This window comes from Xanthobacter pseudotagetidis, assembly GCF_043194795.2.
GTDB lineage: Bacteria > Pseudomonadota > Alphaproteobacteria > Rhizobiales > Xanthobacteraceae > Xanthobacter > Xanthobacter tagetidis_A.
The window spans coordinates 2,735,195-2,749,377 of record NZ_CM195534.1 but is presented as its reverse complement, the minus strand read 5'-3'; the positions used below and the strand labels follow the sequence as shown (position 1 = coordinate 2,749,377).

13 protein-coding genes are annotated in these 14,183 nt (G+C 70.2%); all 13 read right to left on the bottom strand.

Translation table 11 applies throughout. From position 1 onward, the window contains the following. Nucleotides 1–77: 77 nt before the first annotated feature. Nucleotides 78–1,268, bottom strand: a complete 1,191-nt coding sequence (gene lpxB, locus V5F67_RS12540) for a lipid-A-disaccharide synthase (RefSeq protein WP_394017532.1) — start codon at nucleotides 1,266–1,268, stop codon at nucleotides 78–80. Further along, nucleotides 1,255–2,223 (bottom strand): LpxI family protein, encoded by a 969-nt coding sequence (locus tag V5F67_RS12535; RefSeq protein ID WP_394017533.1) that lies wholly within the window; start codon nucleotides 2,221–2,223, stop codon nucleotides 1,255–1,257. The genes lpxB and V5F67_RS12535 overlap by 14 nt, the downstream gene beginning before the upstream one ends. 2 nt (nucleotides 2,224–2,225) lie before the next feature. After that, entirely contained in the window at nucleotides 2,226–3,032 is an 807-nt protein-coding gene (gene lpxA, locus V5F67_RS12530; RefSeq protein ID WP_394017534.1) for an acyl-ACP--UDP-N-acetylglucosamine O-acyltransferase, read from the bottom strand. A gap of 3 nt (nucleotides 3,033–3,035) precedes the next feature. Continuing rightward, nucleotides 3,036–3,539, bottom strand: a complete 504-nt coding sequence (gene fabZ, locus V5F67_RS12525; protein WP_394017535.1) for a 3-hydroxyacyl-ACP dehydratase FabZ — start codon at nucleotides 3,537–3,539, stop codon at nucleotides 3,036–3,038. After that, nucleotides 3,536–4,654, bottom strand: coding sequence for a UDP-3-O-(3-hydroxymyristoyl)glucosamine N-acyltransferase (gene lpxD, locus V5F67_RS12520; protein WP_394017536.1), 1,119 nt, complete (start codon nucleotides 4,652–4,654; stop codon nucleotides 3,536–3,538). The genes fabZ and lpxD overlap by 4 nt, the downstream gene beginning before the upstream one ends. Nucleotides 4,655–4,719: 65 nt before the next feature. Then, nucleotides 4,720–7,221: an outer membrane protein assembly factor BamA gene (gene bamA, locus V5F67_RS12515; RefSeq protein WP_394017537.1), complete on the bottom strand. Its 2,502-nt coding sequence runs from the start codon at nucleotides 7,219–7,221 to the stop codon at nucleotides 4,720–4,722. A gap of 186 nt (nucleotides 7,222–7,407) precedes the next feature. Next, nucleotides 7,408–8,553 (bottom strand): M50 family metallopeptidase, encoded by a 1,146-nt coding sequence (locus V5F67_RS12510; RefSeq protein WP_394017538.1) that lies wholly within the window; start codon nucleotides 8,551–8,553, stop codon nucleotides 7,408–7,410. A 115-nt stretch (nucleotides 8,554–8,668) separates the two neighbouring features. Next, nucleotides 8,669–9,850, bottom strand: coding sequence for a 1-deoxy-D-xylulose-5-phosphate reductoisomerase (gene dxr, locus V5F67_RS12505; protein WP_394017539.1), 1,182 nt, complete (start codon nucleotides 9,848–9,850; stop codon nucleotides 8,669–8,671). A gap of 26 nt (nucleotides 9,851–9,876) precedes the next feature. Next, nucleotides 9,877–10,695, bottom strand: coding sequence for a phosphatidate cytidylyltransferase (locus V5F67_RS12500; protein ID WP_394017540.1), 819 nt, complete (start codon nucleotides 10,693–10,695; stop codon nucleotides 9,877–9,879). Then, nucleotides 10,696–11,463, bottom strand: coding sequence for an isoprenyl transferase (locus V5F67_RS12495; protein ID WP_394017541.1), 768 nt, complete (start codon nucleotides 11,461–11,463; stop codon nucleotides 10,696–10,698). It lies immediately after the preceding gene. A 28-nt stretch (nucleotides 11,464–11,491) separates the two neighbouring features. Beyond that, the gene (gene frr / locus V5F67_RS12490; protein WP_394017542.1) at nucleotides 11,492–12,055 is read right to left on the bottom strand and encodes a ribosome recycling factor; all 564 of its coding nucleotides are present in this window, start codon (nucleotides 12,053–12,055) and stop codon (nucleotides 11,492–11,494) included. Between the two features lie 370 nt (nucleotides 12,056–12,425). Continuing rightward, entirely contained in the window at nucleotides 12,426–13,196 is a 771-nt protein-coding gene (gene pyrH / locus V5F67_RS12485; RefSeq protein WP_394017543.1) for a UMP kinase, read from the bottom strand. Nucleotides 13,197–13,216: 20 nt separating this feature from the next. Further along, nucleotides 13,217–14,140: a translation elongation factor Ts gene (gene tsf, locus V5F67_RS12480; protein WP_394017544.1), complete on the bottom strand. Its 924-nt coding sequence runs from the start codon at nucleotides 14,138–14,140 to the stop codon at nucleotides 13,217–13,219. Nucleotides 14,141–14,183: the final 43 nt, after the last annotated feature.

Below are 14,183 nucleotides of genomic sequence, written 5' to 3'. Positions count from 1 at the left end.
GTTCCGCGCCCGAAGGCTTGGTCCCCGCCATAGTGGCAGACCCGGCCGCGAAGTGGAACGGAAGGGAAACATGGGGCCTATGACGCCGCCGCCGGGCGCCCTTCCCGCGCGAGCTTCAGCACCACCCGCGCCGCCTTCACGCTCGGATGCTCGGTGCCGATGGCGAAGATGTCGTCGAGCCGGGCGAAGCCGGCCAGCTGCCGCGCGCGCAGCGGCGTGTCGGCGATGATCCGGGCGAGCGCGTCGGCGAGCACCGGCACGGTGAGGAATTCCTGGAGCAGCTCGGGCACCACGTCCTCGCCGATGACGCGGTTGGCGAGGATGACGCTGGTGCCCTGCAGCAGCCGCCGGCCGACCTGCGCCTCCAGCCAGCCGATGCGATAGGCCGCCACCATGGGCACGCCCGAAAGCGCCAGCTCCAGCGTCACCGTGCCGGAGGCGGCGAGCGCGGCGCGGGCGCTGCGGAAGGCGGCCAGCTTCTCCGCCTCGCCCACGACGATGCGCGGCTTCACCGGCCAGGGGGCGATGGTCTCCTCGATCAGGCCCTTCAGGCGCGGCAGGGTCGGCAGCACGAGGTCCATGGCCTGCGTCTTCGCCAGGCGGGCGAGCGCCCAGCCGAAATCCGCGCCGAGCCGGGTGATCTCCCGCCGCCGGCTGCCGGGCAGCACCAGGACCAGCGGCGGCTGCGCATCGCGCCGCGCCGCCTCCTCCGCGCTCGGGCGCAGCTCGCCGAGCCGCTCCAGCAGCGGATGGCCCACATAGGTGGTGGGCGGGCCGCCCAGCGCGCGGTGCACCTGCGGCTCGAACGGCAGCAGCGCCAGCAGGTGGTCCACATAGGGCCGCATGGCCGCCGCCCGGCCCGAGCGCCACACCCACACCGTGGGCGAGACGTATTTGACGATGGGGATGTTCGGATTGGCGGCGCGCACCCGCGCGGCGACGCGGTGGGTGAAGTCCGGCGCGTCGATCAGCACCAGCACGTCGGGCGGATCGGCGAGCACCGCGTCGACGGTCTGCTTCAGCCGCCGCAGGATGCGCGGCAGGCGCGCCAGCACGGCGGCGACGCCGATGGCGGTGAGGTCCTCCATGGGGAACAGGCTCTCAAGCCCCGCCCGGCCCATGCGGGCGCCGCCGACGCCGGAGAAGGCCACCCCCTCGGGCGCCCGCGCGGCGAGCGCCTCCATGAGCGCGCCGCCCAGCTGGTCGCCGGATTCCTCGCCCGCCACCAGGAAAGCCTTGAGCGGGCGGACCATGTCAATTGCCGCCATCTGTGCCTGTTCCCGCCTGCCGCCTTGCCGCGCCAGGCGCCATGCCGACCACGAACAGGCCGGCCGCGTCCGCCGCCCGGACCAGGGTCTCCACGTCCGGCACGATGGCGCCGCGCGCCTCGAAGGCGATGCCGGCAAGCCCCACCTCCGCCGCCCGCTGCACCGTGTGCGGTCCCAGCGAGGGCAGGTCGATGCGCCGGTCCTGGCCGGGCTTGGGCGCCTTCACCAGGACGCCCTGCCGCCGCTCCAGGCGGACGCGGCCGGAGCGGCGCATCTCGCCGAAGCGCGCCAGCATCTGGTCGGTACCTTCGGCGGCCTCGACCGCCACCACCCAGCCGTCGGCGACGATCACCGCCTGGCCCACGTCGAACGGCCCGAGCGTGCGGATGACGGCGAGGCCCTTGGCCATGTCGGCTTGCTCGGCCTCGGACGGCCGGCACGAGCCCAGAACCCCTTCCGGCAGCAGCAGACCGGGCGCCGCCTCGTGCGCGCCGACGAGGTGGAAGCCCTGCTCCTGCACCAGCTGGAGCACGCCGGACAGAAGGTGGTTGTCGCCGCCGCGGAACAGCCGGGCGATGCGCGGCAGGAGCCGCAGCATGGTGAGGTCGAAGCCGAGGTCGCGCAATCGCGGCCGGGTAAGCCCCCCCACCATGACGAGGTCACGGATGCCGCGCGCGCGTCCCATCGCCGCCACCTTGCCCAGCGAGCCGAGGCGGAACCAGACGTGCTCGTAGCGCTCCAGCGCCGGATCGGCGAAGCCCTGGATCAGGAACAGGATGACCTCGCGCCCCTCGGCGATGGCGGCGTCGGCGACCGCGCCGGGAAAGGCGCCCGAGCCGGCGACGATGCCGAGCGGCCCCTGGCCGGTGGGTCCCTTCCGCCCGCGGGCGGCATGCTCCCCCGCCCCCGGCCCGGCGGCCGGCGCCTCCGTTGCGGGGCGCGGCGGCTCGCTCACGTTCAGTCCTCCTGGACGACGCCCCGGGAGGGCTGGCACAGGGAGCGCGAGCGGTCCTGGTCGATGAAGGCCACCACCTGCGCGGCGAAGTCCGACTGGCCGGTCATGGCGCGCACCCGCTCCAGGCGCGCATCGAACGTGCCGCCGCCGAAGAACAGGTCGCGATAGACCGCGCGCGCCTCGTGCAGCTGGGTCTTGGTGAAGCCGCGCCGGCGCATGCCGATGACGTTGAGGCCCACCAGCTTGCCGGCCTGGCCGAGCACGTTGCCGAACGGAATCACGTCCTCGCGCACGCCGGTGAGGCCGGAGATCATGCATTGCGCGCCGATGCGGGTGAACTGGTGCACCGCGCACAGGCCGCCGAGGAAGGTGAAATCACCGACGCTCACATGGCCCGCGAGGGTGGCGTTGTTGGCGAACACCACGCTCTCGCCGACGATGCAGTCGTGGCCCACATGGGACCCCACCATGAGCATGCAGCGGGCGCCGATCACCGTCTGCCCGCGTCCGCCGGCGGTGCCGATATTGGCGGTGACGTGCTCGCGGATGACGCAGTCCTCGCCGATGAGGAGGCGCGTCTTCTCGCCCTTGTAGTGCACCGACTGGGGCGGGGTTCCGAGCGAGGCGAAGGGATAGACCAGCGTGCGCGCGCCGATGGCGGTCGCGCCGGAGACGTTCACGTGGGAGACGAGGCGCACCCCCTGGCCGAGCTCCACATCCGGCCCCACGGTGGAAAATGGACCGATTTCGACGTCGTCCGCGAGGCGGGCCCCCTTGTCCACCAAGGCGGTGGGGTGGATGTTCGGCACGCCTCAGGTCTCCATGATCATGGCGCCGAGGCGCGCCTCGGCGACCAGCTCGCCGCGCACCTTGGCCTCACCACGATACCACCACATGTTGCGGCGGCGGGTGATGCGGGTCATGTGGTATTCGAGCACGTCGCCCGGCACCACGGGGCGGCGGAACTTCGCCTCGTCGATGGTCATGAAATAGACCAGGGACGGCGTCTCCCGCTCCTTGCCGAGCACGCAGATGACGCCCGCCGTCTGCGCCATGCCTTCCATGATGAGCACGCCCGGCATCACCGGATTGCCGGGGAAATGACCCTGGAAGTGGGGCTCGTTGGCGGTGACGTTCTTGATGCCGACGCAGGAGAGGTCGCCGTCGATCTGCTCCACCCGGTCCACCAGCAGGAACGGATAGCGGTGCGGCAGGCAGGCCAGGATGCGCTGGATGTCCACGCTCTGCAGGACCTTGGCCGGCGCAGGCTCCGATCCCGGTTGTGCCTCGGTTTCCAGCTGCGGCGTGTCGCTCATGCGCCCCGTCCCCCGTCGTCCTGTGGCGCGCGCGCGTCCTGCGCGTCGCCCGCGTCCAAATCGTCGCCCCGGCGCTGGGCGAGGCGCTTCACGGTCATCACCTCACGGAACCATTCGCGCACCGGCTTCGCCGGCGAGCCGCCCCAGCGCACGCCGGGCGGCACGTCGCCCGCGACATTGCTGGAGGCGGCGATCTGCGCGCCGGTGCCGATGGTGATGTGGCCGACCACGCCCACCTGCCCGCCCAGCATCACGAAATCGCCCAGCGTCGCCGAGCCCGATATGCCGGTCTGCGAGACGATGATGCAATGCCGGCCGATCACCACGTTGTGGGCGATCTGCACCAGATTGTCGATCTTGGTCCCCTCGCCGATCACCGTGTCGTTGAGCGCGCCGCGGTCGACGGTGGTGTTGGCGCCGATCTCCACGTCGTCCTGGATCACCGCCCGGCCGATCTGCGGGATCTTCAGGTGGCCGCGGGCGCTCGGCTGGTAGCCGAAGCCGTCGCCGCCGATGCGCGCGCCCGCATGGACGATGACATTGTTGCCGAGCAAGGCGTGGGTGAGGCTCGCGCCCGGCCCGATGGCGCAGTTGCGGCCGATCCGCACCTCGGGCCCGATCACCGCGCCGGCGCAGACCACCGAGCCCGCGCCCACTTCCGCGCCGGGGCCGATCACGGCGCCCGGATCGACGGTGACGCCGGTTTCGAGACGCGCCTTGGGATGAACCAGCGCGCCGGGGGCGACCCCCTCATGAGCGAACAGCGCCTGCGGGCGCAGGGCCGAAGGGTACAGCGCCCGCGTCACCAAGGCGAAGGCGAGCGCCGGCCGCGGCGCGATCAGCACCGCCAGCTCCGGCGGCGCCTTGGGCGCGAAGCGCTCCGAGGTGATGCATGCGCCGGCACGCGTGGTGGCGAGCCGCCCGGCGAACAGGAAGGTGTCGCAGAAGGCGAGGTCCTGCGGCCCTGCGGCATCGAGGCTGGCCACCGAGGAGATGGTGCGGGCCGCCATGGCATCGGCTGCGGCGCCGTCGCCGGCGAGCCGGGCGCCGCTGATCTTGGCGACCTCGGCAAGGGTGATCGGCGCGGGGCGCGGAAAGAAGGCCGTCTGGCTCATGGATCAACAGGTTCGGGCGCCGAAGGGCTCACGCTCCTCGGCGCCCGCGATGGGGGGATGGGCGATCAGAAGCGGGTGCCGCCGGAGAAGCGGAACGCCTGGACCTGATCGTAGGACGCCTTCGAGATCGCCCACGCATAGTCGAAGCGCAGCGGGCCGAAGGGCGACTGCCAGATGAGGCTGGCGCCGATGGAGGAGCGGATCACATCCTCGTCCGCCACGCAGACGTTGCCTGCCACGTTCTTGGTGGCCGGCATGAGCGGGCCGCCGGTGCAGGTCACGTAGTTGGGCGCGCCATAGATGTTGGTCCCATTCCAGTTCGGAACGTTCCGGAACGTGGTCGGGCCGTTATAGTCGAACAGGTTGCCGGCGTCGGCGAAGATCGCGCCCTTCATGCCGATGTCCTTGGGCAGGAAGGAGAACGGGAACTGGATTTCCGCCGACACGCCCCAATAGGTGGTGCCGCCCAGCGCGTTGGTCGCATTTTCCATGCAGTTGGCGTAGGGGATGGTGCCGAAGTTCGACGCTGCGCACGGCGCCACGTCACGCGGACCGATGCCCGAGGGCGCGAAGCCGCGCACCAGGTTCGGACCCATGAAGAAGTTGTCCATGATGGCGAGGTCGTCGTTGCCCCACGCCGTCACATAGCCCGCCTGGGCGCGCAGGATGAGCACCGAGTCGGCGATCAAGGGCGTGTAGTGGCGCACGTCGGCCGTGGTGCGCAGGAAGTTCACGTCGCCGCCAAGGCCGGCCACGTCCTGCTTGAACTCGGCGTACAGGCCCTGGGTCGGGTTCAGGTTGTTGTCGAGGCCGTTGAAGGACAGCGTGTAGCCGAGCGCCGAGGTGATGGTCGAGCCCTGCGCCACCGCATCGCGGATCGCCCAGGAGACGTCGTTCGCGCACTGCAGGTAGAGCAGGCCGCCCTCGGCATAGCTGTCGCAGATGGACAGCTCGCGCTGGTACAGGTTGTAGCGCAGGGCCAGCGTCACCTCGTCGGTGATGGGCAGGCCGAAGCGCAGGCCGCCGCCGACGATGTTGGAGGCGTAGGCCGTGTAGCTGGTGGCCTGCGTTTCCTTCCAGTAGAGGTCGATGCCCGCCGCCAGCCGGTAGCCGAGGAAGTACGGCTCGGTGAAGGAGAATTCCGCGCCCTGGGCGTTCTGGCCGAAGGAGCCGGAGACCTTCACGTACTGGCCGCGGCCGAGGAAGTTCTTCTCGCCCAGCGAGATCTCGCCGATGATGCCGTCCTGGGTCGAGTAGCCGCCCGACACCGCGAACTCGCCGGTGGGCTGGTCTTCCACGTCCACCACCAGGATGACGCGGTCGGGAGCCGAGCCGGGCTCGTTGGTGACCTTCACGTTCTTGAAGTAGCCGAGGTTGCGCAGACGCCGCTCGGCCCGGTCCACAAGGACGCGATTGTAGGCATCGCCCTCGCCGAGGTCGAACTCGCGCCGGATGACCCAGTCGCGGGTGCGGGTGTTGCCGCGGATGTCGATGCGCTCGATGTAGACCCGCGGCCCCTCTTCGAGCACGAACACGATGTTGATGCGCTTGTTCTCGAAGTCGCGGTCGCCGCGCGGGCGCACCTGGGCGAAGGCGTAGCCGCTCTTGGAGGCCTCGATGGTGAGGTTCTCCACCGACTTCTCGACCATCTCGGCGTTGTAGATCTGGCCCTCGGCGACGCGCAGCGCGCTCCTCAGCGCCTGGGCCGGCACGTCGCGGATGTTGGAGACCACGTCCACCTTGCCGAACTTGTACTGGTCGCCCTCGTCGAGGGTGAAGGTGATGATGAAGCCATCGGGGGTCTGCTCGGCGGTGGCGGCCAGGATGCGGAAGTCCGCATAGCCGTTCTTCAGATAGAAGCGGCGCAGCAGTTCCTGATCCGAGTTCACCCGGTCCGGATCGTAGACGTCGGTGGACTTCAGGAAGGACAGCCAGTTGGTGACGGTGGTCGAGATGACGTCCTTCAGCTTGTAGTCCGAAAAGGCCTTGTTGCCGACGAACTTGATGTCCTTGATCCCGGTCTTCTCGCCTTCGGTGACCTCGAACACCAGGTCCACGCGACCGTTGCCGCGGTCGATGGTGACCGGGTTGACGCGCACACCCTGGCGGCCCGAGCGCCGGTAGACCTCGATGATGCGCTGGGTATCGGCCTGCACGGTGGCCTTGGACAGCGTGCCGCGGGGCTTGGACTGCACCTCGCCGGCGAGCACCTCGTCCTTGATCTTGGTGTTGCCCTCGAACGCGACCTTGTTGATCACCTCGTTCTCGGACACGCGCACGACGATGCGGCCGCCCGCCTGGGAGATCTGGACGTCGGAGAACAGCCCGGTCGCATAGAGCGCCTTCCAGGCCTCGTCGATCTTCGCGGCGGTGTAGGGGCCGTTGCCGAAATAGGAGCGGATGGTCTGCGCGTCCACCCGGCGGTTGCCCTCAACCACGATGCTGGAGCTCTGAGCCGCTGCCTGAGTCGCCCCCGCCAGGGATCCGACGGCCGCCCCCACCGCAATGCACGCGGCGATTCCGAGGACGGCGGCCAGCTTTCTCATCACCTGGAGCGGAGCAGTCATTTGGCGCGCAACCTTACGATTTCGTTGTTCTCGAACCCGCACGACGGTGCGTGCAGATTCTCACCCTGCGAAGCCGCTTGTACAAGCTTTTACCTGCGGTGCAAACCGAACCCACCTCGCAGGGCCTGCTTTTCTGAGGGACCGTTGCGCTCACGCCACGACCCCCCGCCGCTCCCGCGAAACCCCTTACATCATTGGGATTCGAACGACATCGTTCCAGGTCGCGAAGATCATCAGCATCAGCACGACGGCGAGCCCGATGCGGAAGCCGATGTCCTGCGTGCGGGCGCTCAGAGGGCGCCCGCGCACCGCCTCGAACGCATAGAACAGGAGGTGCCCCCCATCCAGCAACGGTATCGGGAAAAGGTTAAGAATTCCGATCGAGACCGACAGCACCGCCGCCAGGGACAGCAGCGCGCCCATGCCGAACGTCGCCACCTGGCCCGAGACCTGGGCGATGCGGATCGGGCCGCCGATCTGATCCGCCGATTCCCGGCCCGCGATCAGGCCGCCGAGGTAGTCGAAGGTGCGCTCGACGATGAACCAGGTCTCCTGCACCCCCATCCCGAGCGCTTCAACCGGACCGAAATGACGCACCGTCACGTCGCCGGCCGTGATCGGGCGCGAAATGCCGAGAAGCCCCGTCCGGTGCACGTTTCCGAACGCGTCTTTCACTTCCTTCAACTCAGGGGCGGCCTGGAGGGTCACTTCCTGATCGCCGCGCTGCACAATGAAGGTGAGCGTGCGGCCGGCCTGGGCGCCGACGATGCGCTGCATGTCGGAAAAGCTCTCGACCGGCTCGCCGTCGATCGTCAGCACCAGGTCTCCCGGCTTGAAGCCGGCGCGCTCGGCGGCACTCGCGGGGGCGATCTGGTCGGCGCGCGGCAGCGTCACCTGCTTGCCGAAAAACATGAATACGAAAGCGAAAATGACGATGGCGAGGAGGAAGTTCGCGATCGGCCCGGCCGCCACGATGGCCGCGCGCCAGCCCACCGGCTGGAAGAAGAAGCTTTCGCGCCTCTCCTTGTCGCTCATCTGCTCGAGCTTCTGGTGGTCCGGGGTGGAGGCGGCATCGTCGTCGCCGAAGAATCGCACGTAGCCGCCGAGGGGAATCGCCGCCAGGCGCCAGCGCGTGCCGTGGCGGTCGGTGAACCCGGCGAGCTCCGGCCCGAAGCCGAGCGAGAAGGTCAGCACCCTCACCCCCGCCCGGCGCGCCATCAGGAAATGGCCGAGCTCATGGAAGAAGACGACGATGGTGAGGACGAAGAGGAAAGGAATGAGGTAACCGAGGAGGGATGAGCCGGCGCCGCTGAGACTGGAAAGCACATCCATCACCCGCTTCCTCGCATTCGTGGGCGGCGCGCGCACGCCCGAACCTACCCAGGTCATCGAGCCGATCCGCGAGGAACCGGCCCCCGCCCTGCCCCGTCTCCGGCCGCAGAACCTCTCAGGAGGCCTTCGCAGCAAAGTTGGGCAAGAGCGCGGCGGTGACGGCCCGCGCCTCGGCATCCACAGCCAGCGCCTCCTCGACCGATCCCGGCGCCGGCCCGGCGCTCACCCGGTCGAGCGTGCCGGCCACCGCGTCGGTGATTCCGTAAAAGCCGATCCGGCCGCTCAGGAAGGCGGCGACGGCGACCTCGTTGGCGGCGTTGAGCACGCAGGCGGCCCGGCCGCCCTGCGCCATGGCGGCCCGCGCGAGGCCGAGCGCGGGAAAGCGCTGCCCGTCCGGGGCCTCGAAGGTGAGGCGTCCGAGCGCGACCAGATCGAGGCGCCGGCAATCGGTCGCCACCCGGTCCGGAAAAGCGAGGCAATGGGCGATCGGCACGCACATGTCCGGCATCGCCAGCCCGGCCACCACGGAGCCATCCTCGAAGGCGACGAGGCCATGCACCACGGATTCGGGATGCACCACCGCATCGAGCCGCTCCGGCCCGAGGCCGAACAGGTGGTGCGCCTCGATCAGCTCCAGGCCCTTGTTCATCAAGGTCGCGGAATCAATGGTGATCTTGGCGCCCATGGACCAGTTGGGATGCTTCAGGGCGTCGGCGGGGGTGGCGCGGGCCACCTCCTCCCTGGTCCTGAGTCGGAACGGACCGCCCGACGCCGTCAGCGTCGCCTTCTCCACCGCCCGCGCGGGGGCGGCGGCGAGCGCCTGGAAGATGGCGTTGTGCTCGCTGTCCATGGGCAGCAGCTCGACGCCGCGCCGCGCCGCCTCGGCCATGAAGAAGTGGCCCGCCGCGACGAGGCATTCCTTGTTGGCGAGGGCGACCCGCCGCCCGGCGCCGAACGCCGCCACGGTGGGCGCCAGCCCGGCCACGCCGACGATGGCGCTCACGACGATGTCGGCGTCCCGCTGGGCGGCCTCGATCACCGCCTCCGGCCCCGCGCCACAGGCGATGCCGCTGCCGGAAAGATGGTCGGCCAGCGCCCGGTGCGCGGCCGGATCGGCGATGGCCGCGAAGCGCGCCCCCAGCGCCCGCGCGATCTCCGCCAGCGCCTTCGCGTCGCGCCCCCCGGCCACCGCCTCGACCGCAAACCGGCCGGGCGTCGTCGCGAGCACCTTGGCGACGCTCCGGCCGATGGAGCCGGTGGCGCCCAGAACGGTCAGGCGCTGGGGGAAACTGTTCATGCGCGACGGTCCCTCACTCGCCTTTCCTACCACAGGAGCAACCCGGCCGCCGGATCGGCCGCGTTCCGCAGCAGCCCGATCGCCACCGCCACCAGGGACGCGGACGCAAAACCGTCCAGCCGGTCGAGCAGGCCGCCATGCCCCGGGATCAGCCGGCCGGCATCCTTCACGCCGAACGTCCGCTTGGCCGCCGATTCGGCGAGGTCTCCGCCCTGCGCCGCCATGCTCACCAGGAGCGCGAGAATGCCAAGCGGCAGCACGCTCGGCAGCCCGGCGGCAAGCCCGGCGCCCACGCCGGCGAGCATCCCGGCGAGCGCCCCGCCGGCCGACCCCGCCCAGGTCTTGTTCGGCGACACCCGCGGCCACAGGCGCGGGCCGCCCACCAGGCGACCGACGAAATAGGCGAAGATGTCGGTGGCCCAGACCACCGCGAGCAGGAACAGCACCGCCACCAGCCCCAACTCGCCGCCGTTGCGCAGCGCCATCACCGGCAGGCAGGCGGCGCCCGCCACCAGGACGCCCACGAGCGCGAACCCGCTCTGGCGCGGCACCACGAAGACCGAGGCGGCGGCGCCGAGGCAGAGCAGGCTGAACGCGGCCTGCCCGGAGCCCAGATAGAGCAGGATGCTTGCCCCCGCGAGGGCCGCGCCTGCGAGCGCGAGCCAGACCTCGCGCCGGGCAAGCCGGGCAATGCTGGCCCATTCCATGAGGATGGCGAAGCCGGCGAGCGTCCACAGGACCACGAACGGCAGGCCGCCGAAGACCGTGGCGGCCAGAACCACCGGCGCGAGCACCAGGGAGGAAAGGGCGCGCTGGCCGAGATCGCGGCCTCCGGGAAGGCGCATCTAGGCGCCGGCGTGCTTGGTGATGCCGCCGAACCTGCGGTCGCGCCGGTTGAACTCGTCGAGGGCCGCGGCGAGCGCCGCGCGGTCGAAGTCCGGCCAGTAGATGGGCAGAAACACGAACTCGGCGTAGGCCGCCTGCCACAGCAGGAAGTTCGACAGCCGCTGCTCCCCCGAGGTGCGGATGATGAGGTCCGGGTCCGGAATGCCGGCGGTATCGAGCCGTTCGGAGATCATCGCGACGCTCACGTCCTCGGGCCGGATGCGTCCTGCCGCGGCATCGGCGGCAATGCGCGCCACCGCGGCGGCGATCTCCTGCCGGGAGCCGTAGTTGAAGGCCACCACCAGCGTCAGCCCGCCGTTGCGGCAGGTGAGCTGCTCGGCCTCGTGCAGCAGGTTGCGGATGTCGGGCGCGAGGCTCTCCCGCTCGCCGATCACCTTGATGCGCACGCCCGCCGCATGAAGCTCGGCGAGATCGTGGCGCAGGAACAGCTTGAGCAGGCTCATGAGCTCGGAGACCTCGCTCAGGGGCCGGGACCAGTTCTCGCTGGAGAAGCTGTAGATGGTGAGGTAGCGGATGCCGATCTCGCGCGCCGCCCGCACGCAGCGGCGCAGCGCCTCCACGCCGCGCCGGTGCCCCTCTACCCGCGGCAGTCCGCGCGAGGTCGCCCAGCGGCCGTTGCCATCCATGATGATGCCCACGTGCGCCGGCACGCGCGCGCCCGGCTTCGCGGGAGCGCTGAGGTCCGTCGCGGCGGCAGGCAGGGTCATGGCTGGCTCGGGGCTCACAGCGGGCGCCTCAAACGGAAAGGATTTCCTTTTCCTTCTGCGCCAAGGTCTGGTCGATCTCGGCGATGGTCTCGTCGGTGGCCTTCTGGACGTCCTTGGAGAGCCGATCGATATCATCGGAACTCATTTCACCGTCCTTTTCCACCTTCTTCAGATGGTCCATGCCGTCGCGGCGCACGTGACGCACCGCCACTCGAGCCTGCTCGGCATATTTGTGGGCGACCTTCACCAGTTCCTGGCGGCGCTCCTGGTTGAGCTCAGGGATGCGCAGGCGCAGCACCTGACCCTCGGTGGAGGGATTAAGGCCGAGATTCGAGTCGCGGATGGCCTTTTCCACCGCGTTCACCATGCCGCGGTCCCAAACCTGCACCGACAGCAGCCGCGCCTCGGGCACCGAGACGGTCGCCACCTGGTTGAGCGGCATCCGCGCGCCATAGGCCTCGACGGTGATCGGATCCAGGAGGCTGGCCGAGGCGCGGCCGGTACGCAGCCCCCCGAGCTCGTCCCGCAGCACGCCGACCGCGCCGTGCATGCGGCGCTTCAGGTCGGCCATATCGAACCCCTCGGTGCTCATCGGCAATCCTCTTGTTCTCGTCCGGCCACGGCCGGCAATCCTGTCCGCCCCGGCTTCCCCCGGGTCCCGGCCCGGATCTGGGACCTCGCTCAGATGCGCTCCGCGACGGGAGCACGCATGTCGCCCGCATTCCTCTCGCGCCACTCGCCGCCGATGGCAAGGGCGACGTGCGCGAAGGCCCCGGCAAAAAAGCGCCCGCACCGCGTATCGCCTGCCCGCCACCGCCTTCCGCCCGAAAAGGCAAGGCCCTGCGCGCCGGAGACAAGCGTGATCTCAGCGAACTCTGGAGAAGGCTCCCGATCCCCGTCGTTCCAAGCGGCGGCATGTCATGCGGCGCCCTCTCATGCAATCGGGGAGACCGGACCGGGCCTCAGGGGGCGACGATGGTCACCCGCCCCTCGCCCTTGGCCGCCGCCGCGATCGCCCCCGTCTCGCGTATGGAGAATACGATTATCGGCAACGCGGCCTCGCGGGCAAGGGCGAACGCCGCCGCATCCATCACCTTGAGATCGCGGGCGATGGCCTCGTCGTGGGTGAGGCGCTCATAGCGGGTGGCCGTGGGATCGACCTTCGGGTCGGCGGTATAGACGCCGTCCACGTTGGTGGCCTTGAGCACCGCGTCGCAGTCGAGCTCGGCAGCGCGCAGCACGGCGCCGGTGTCGGTGGTGAAATAGGGATTGCCGGTGCCGCCCGTCAGCACCACGATCCGCCCGCGCCGCAGATGCCGCTGCGCCGGCTGGCGGGCATAGGGCTCGCACACGGTCGGCATGGGGATGGCGGAAAGCGTGCGCGCCGGGGCGCCCGCGGCCTCGATGGCCCGCTCCAAGGCAAGGCCGTTCATGACGGTGGCGAGCATCCCCATGTGGTCGGCGGTGGCGCGGTCGAGATGCTCGTCCGCCACCCGCGCGCCGCGCAGGATGTTGCCGCCGCCCACCACCACCGCCACCTCGCAGCCGAGCGCGCGCGCCGCCACGAGGTCGCGGGCGATGCCCGCCACGGTGGGGGGATGGAGGCCGAACGGCTCGGCGCCCATGAGCGCCTCGCCCGAGACCTTAACCAGGATGCGGGGATAGGGCAGGCCGGGCGCCGCGAACGGCGTCCTCGGCTCCGGGAAGTCCGAGTCGTCGGCGGACGCAGCCATGGGAGCCCCCTCCCCCGCCGTCAGGACTGGCCGGCGGCCGCAGCCACCTCGGCGGCGAAGTCGGTCTCTTCCTTCTCGATGCCCTCGCCGAGCGCGTAGCGCACGAAGCCGGTGAGCGCCACCGGCGCGCCGACCTGGCCCTCGGCCTCCTTCAGCACCTGGGCCACCGTCTTGGAGCCGTCATGCACGAACGCCTGGTCGAGGAGGGTGTTCTCCTTGAAGAAGCTCTTCATGCCGCTCTCGGCGATCTTCTCCTGGACGTTGGCGGGCTTGCCCTGGTGCTTCTCCAGCAGGATCGCCTTCTCGCGAGCGAGGGTGTCCGCGGAGATGCCGGAGGCGTCGAGCGCCAGCGGGTTGAGCGCCGCCACGTGCATGGCGATCTGCCGGCCGAGGGTGGCGAGCTTGTCCACGTCGCCCTTCGACTCGAGCGCCACCAGCACGCCGATGCGGCCCTGGCCCTCGACCACCGCGCCGTGCACGTAGGTGGCGACGATGCCGTGGGCGACAGTGAGCTTCTGCGAACGGCGCAGGGTCATGTTCTCGCCGATGGTGGCGATCAGCGCGGTCAGGCGCTCGCCGACGGTCACGCTCTCGCCCGGGAACTTGGCGGCGGCGATGGCCTCCAGCGTACCGTCGGTGTTGAGGCCGACCTTGGCCACCTCGCGGACGAACGCCTGGAAGTCGGGATTGCGGGCGACGAAGTCGGTCTCGGCATTCACCTCGACGGCCACCGCATAGTGGCCGGAAGACTCGACGGCCACCGCACCCTCGGCGGCGACGCGGCCGGCCTTCTTGGCGGCCTTGGCGAGGCCCTTCTTGCGCAGCCAGTCGATCGCGGCCTCGATGTCGCCGTCCGTCTCGGTCAGGGCGGTCTTGCAGTCCATCATGCCAGCGCCGGTCTTCTCGCGCAGGTCCTTGACGAGAGCGGCAGTGATCGCGGCCATCTTGCTATCCTCTTCTTCTCGCGCCACGGCCGGCACGAGGCGA

Coding starts and splice junctions, on each gene's coding strand:
- lpxB (WP_394017532.1), bottom strand. CDS start 1,268: ATGGCGGCAATTGACATGGTCCGCCCGCTCAAGGCTTTCCTGGTGGCG.
- fabZ (WP_394017535.1), bottom strand. CDS start 3,539: ATGAGCGACACGCCGCAGCTGGAAACCGAGGCACAACCGGGATCGGAG.
- lpxD (WP_394017536.1), bottom strand. CDS start 4,654: ATGAGCCAGACGGCCTTCTTTCCGCGCCCCGCGCCGATCACCCTTGCC.
- bamA (WP_394017537.1), bottom strand. CDS start 7,221: ATGACTGCTCCGCTCCAGGTGATGAGAAAGCTGGCCGCCGTCCTCGGA.
- V5F67_RS12510 (WP_394017538.1), bottom strand. CDS start 8,553: ATGGATGTGCTTTCCAGTCTCAGCGGCGCCGGCTCATCCCTCCTCGGT.
- dxr (WP_394017539.1), bottom strand. CDS start 9,850: ATGAACAGTTTCCCCCAGCGCCTGACCGTTCTGGGCGCCACCGGCTCC.
- V5F67_RS12500 (WP_394017540.1), bottom strand. CDS start 10,695: ATGCGCCTTCCCGGAGGCCGCGATCTCGGCCAGCGCGCCCTTTCCTCC.
- V5F67_RS12495 (WP_394017541.1), bottom strand. CDS start 11,463: ATGACCCTGCCTGCCGCCGCGACGGACCTCAGCGCTCCCGCGAAGCCG.
- frr (WP_394017542.1), bottom strand. CDS start 12,055: ATGAGCACCGAGGGGTTCGATATGGCCGACCTGAAGCGCCGCATGCAC.
- pyrH (WP_394017543.1), bottom strand. CDS start 13,196: ATGGCTGCGTCCGCCGACGACTCGGACTTCCCGGAGCCGAGGACGCCG.
- tsf (WP_394017544.1), bottom strand. CDS start 14,140: ATGGCCGCGATCACTGCCGCTCTCGTCAAGGACCTGCGCGAGAAGACC.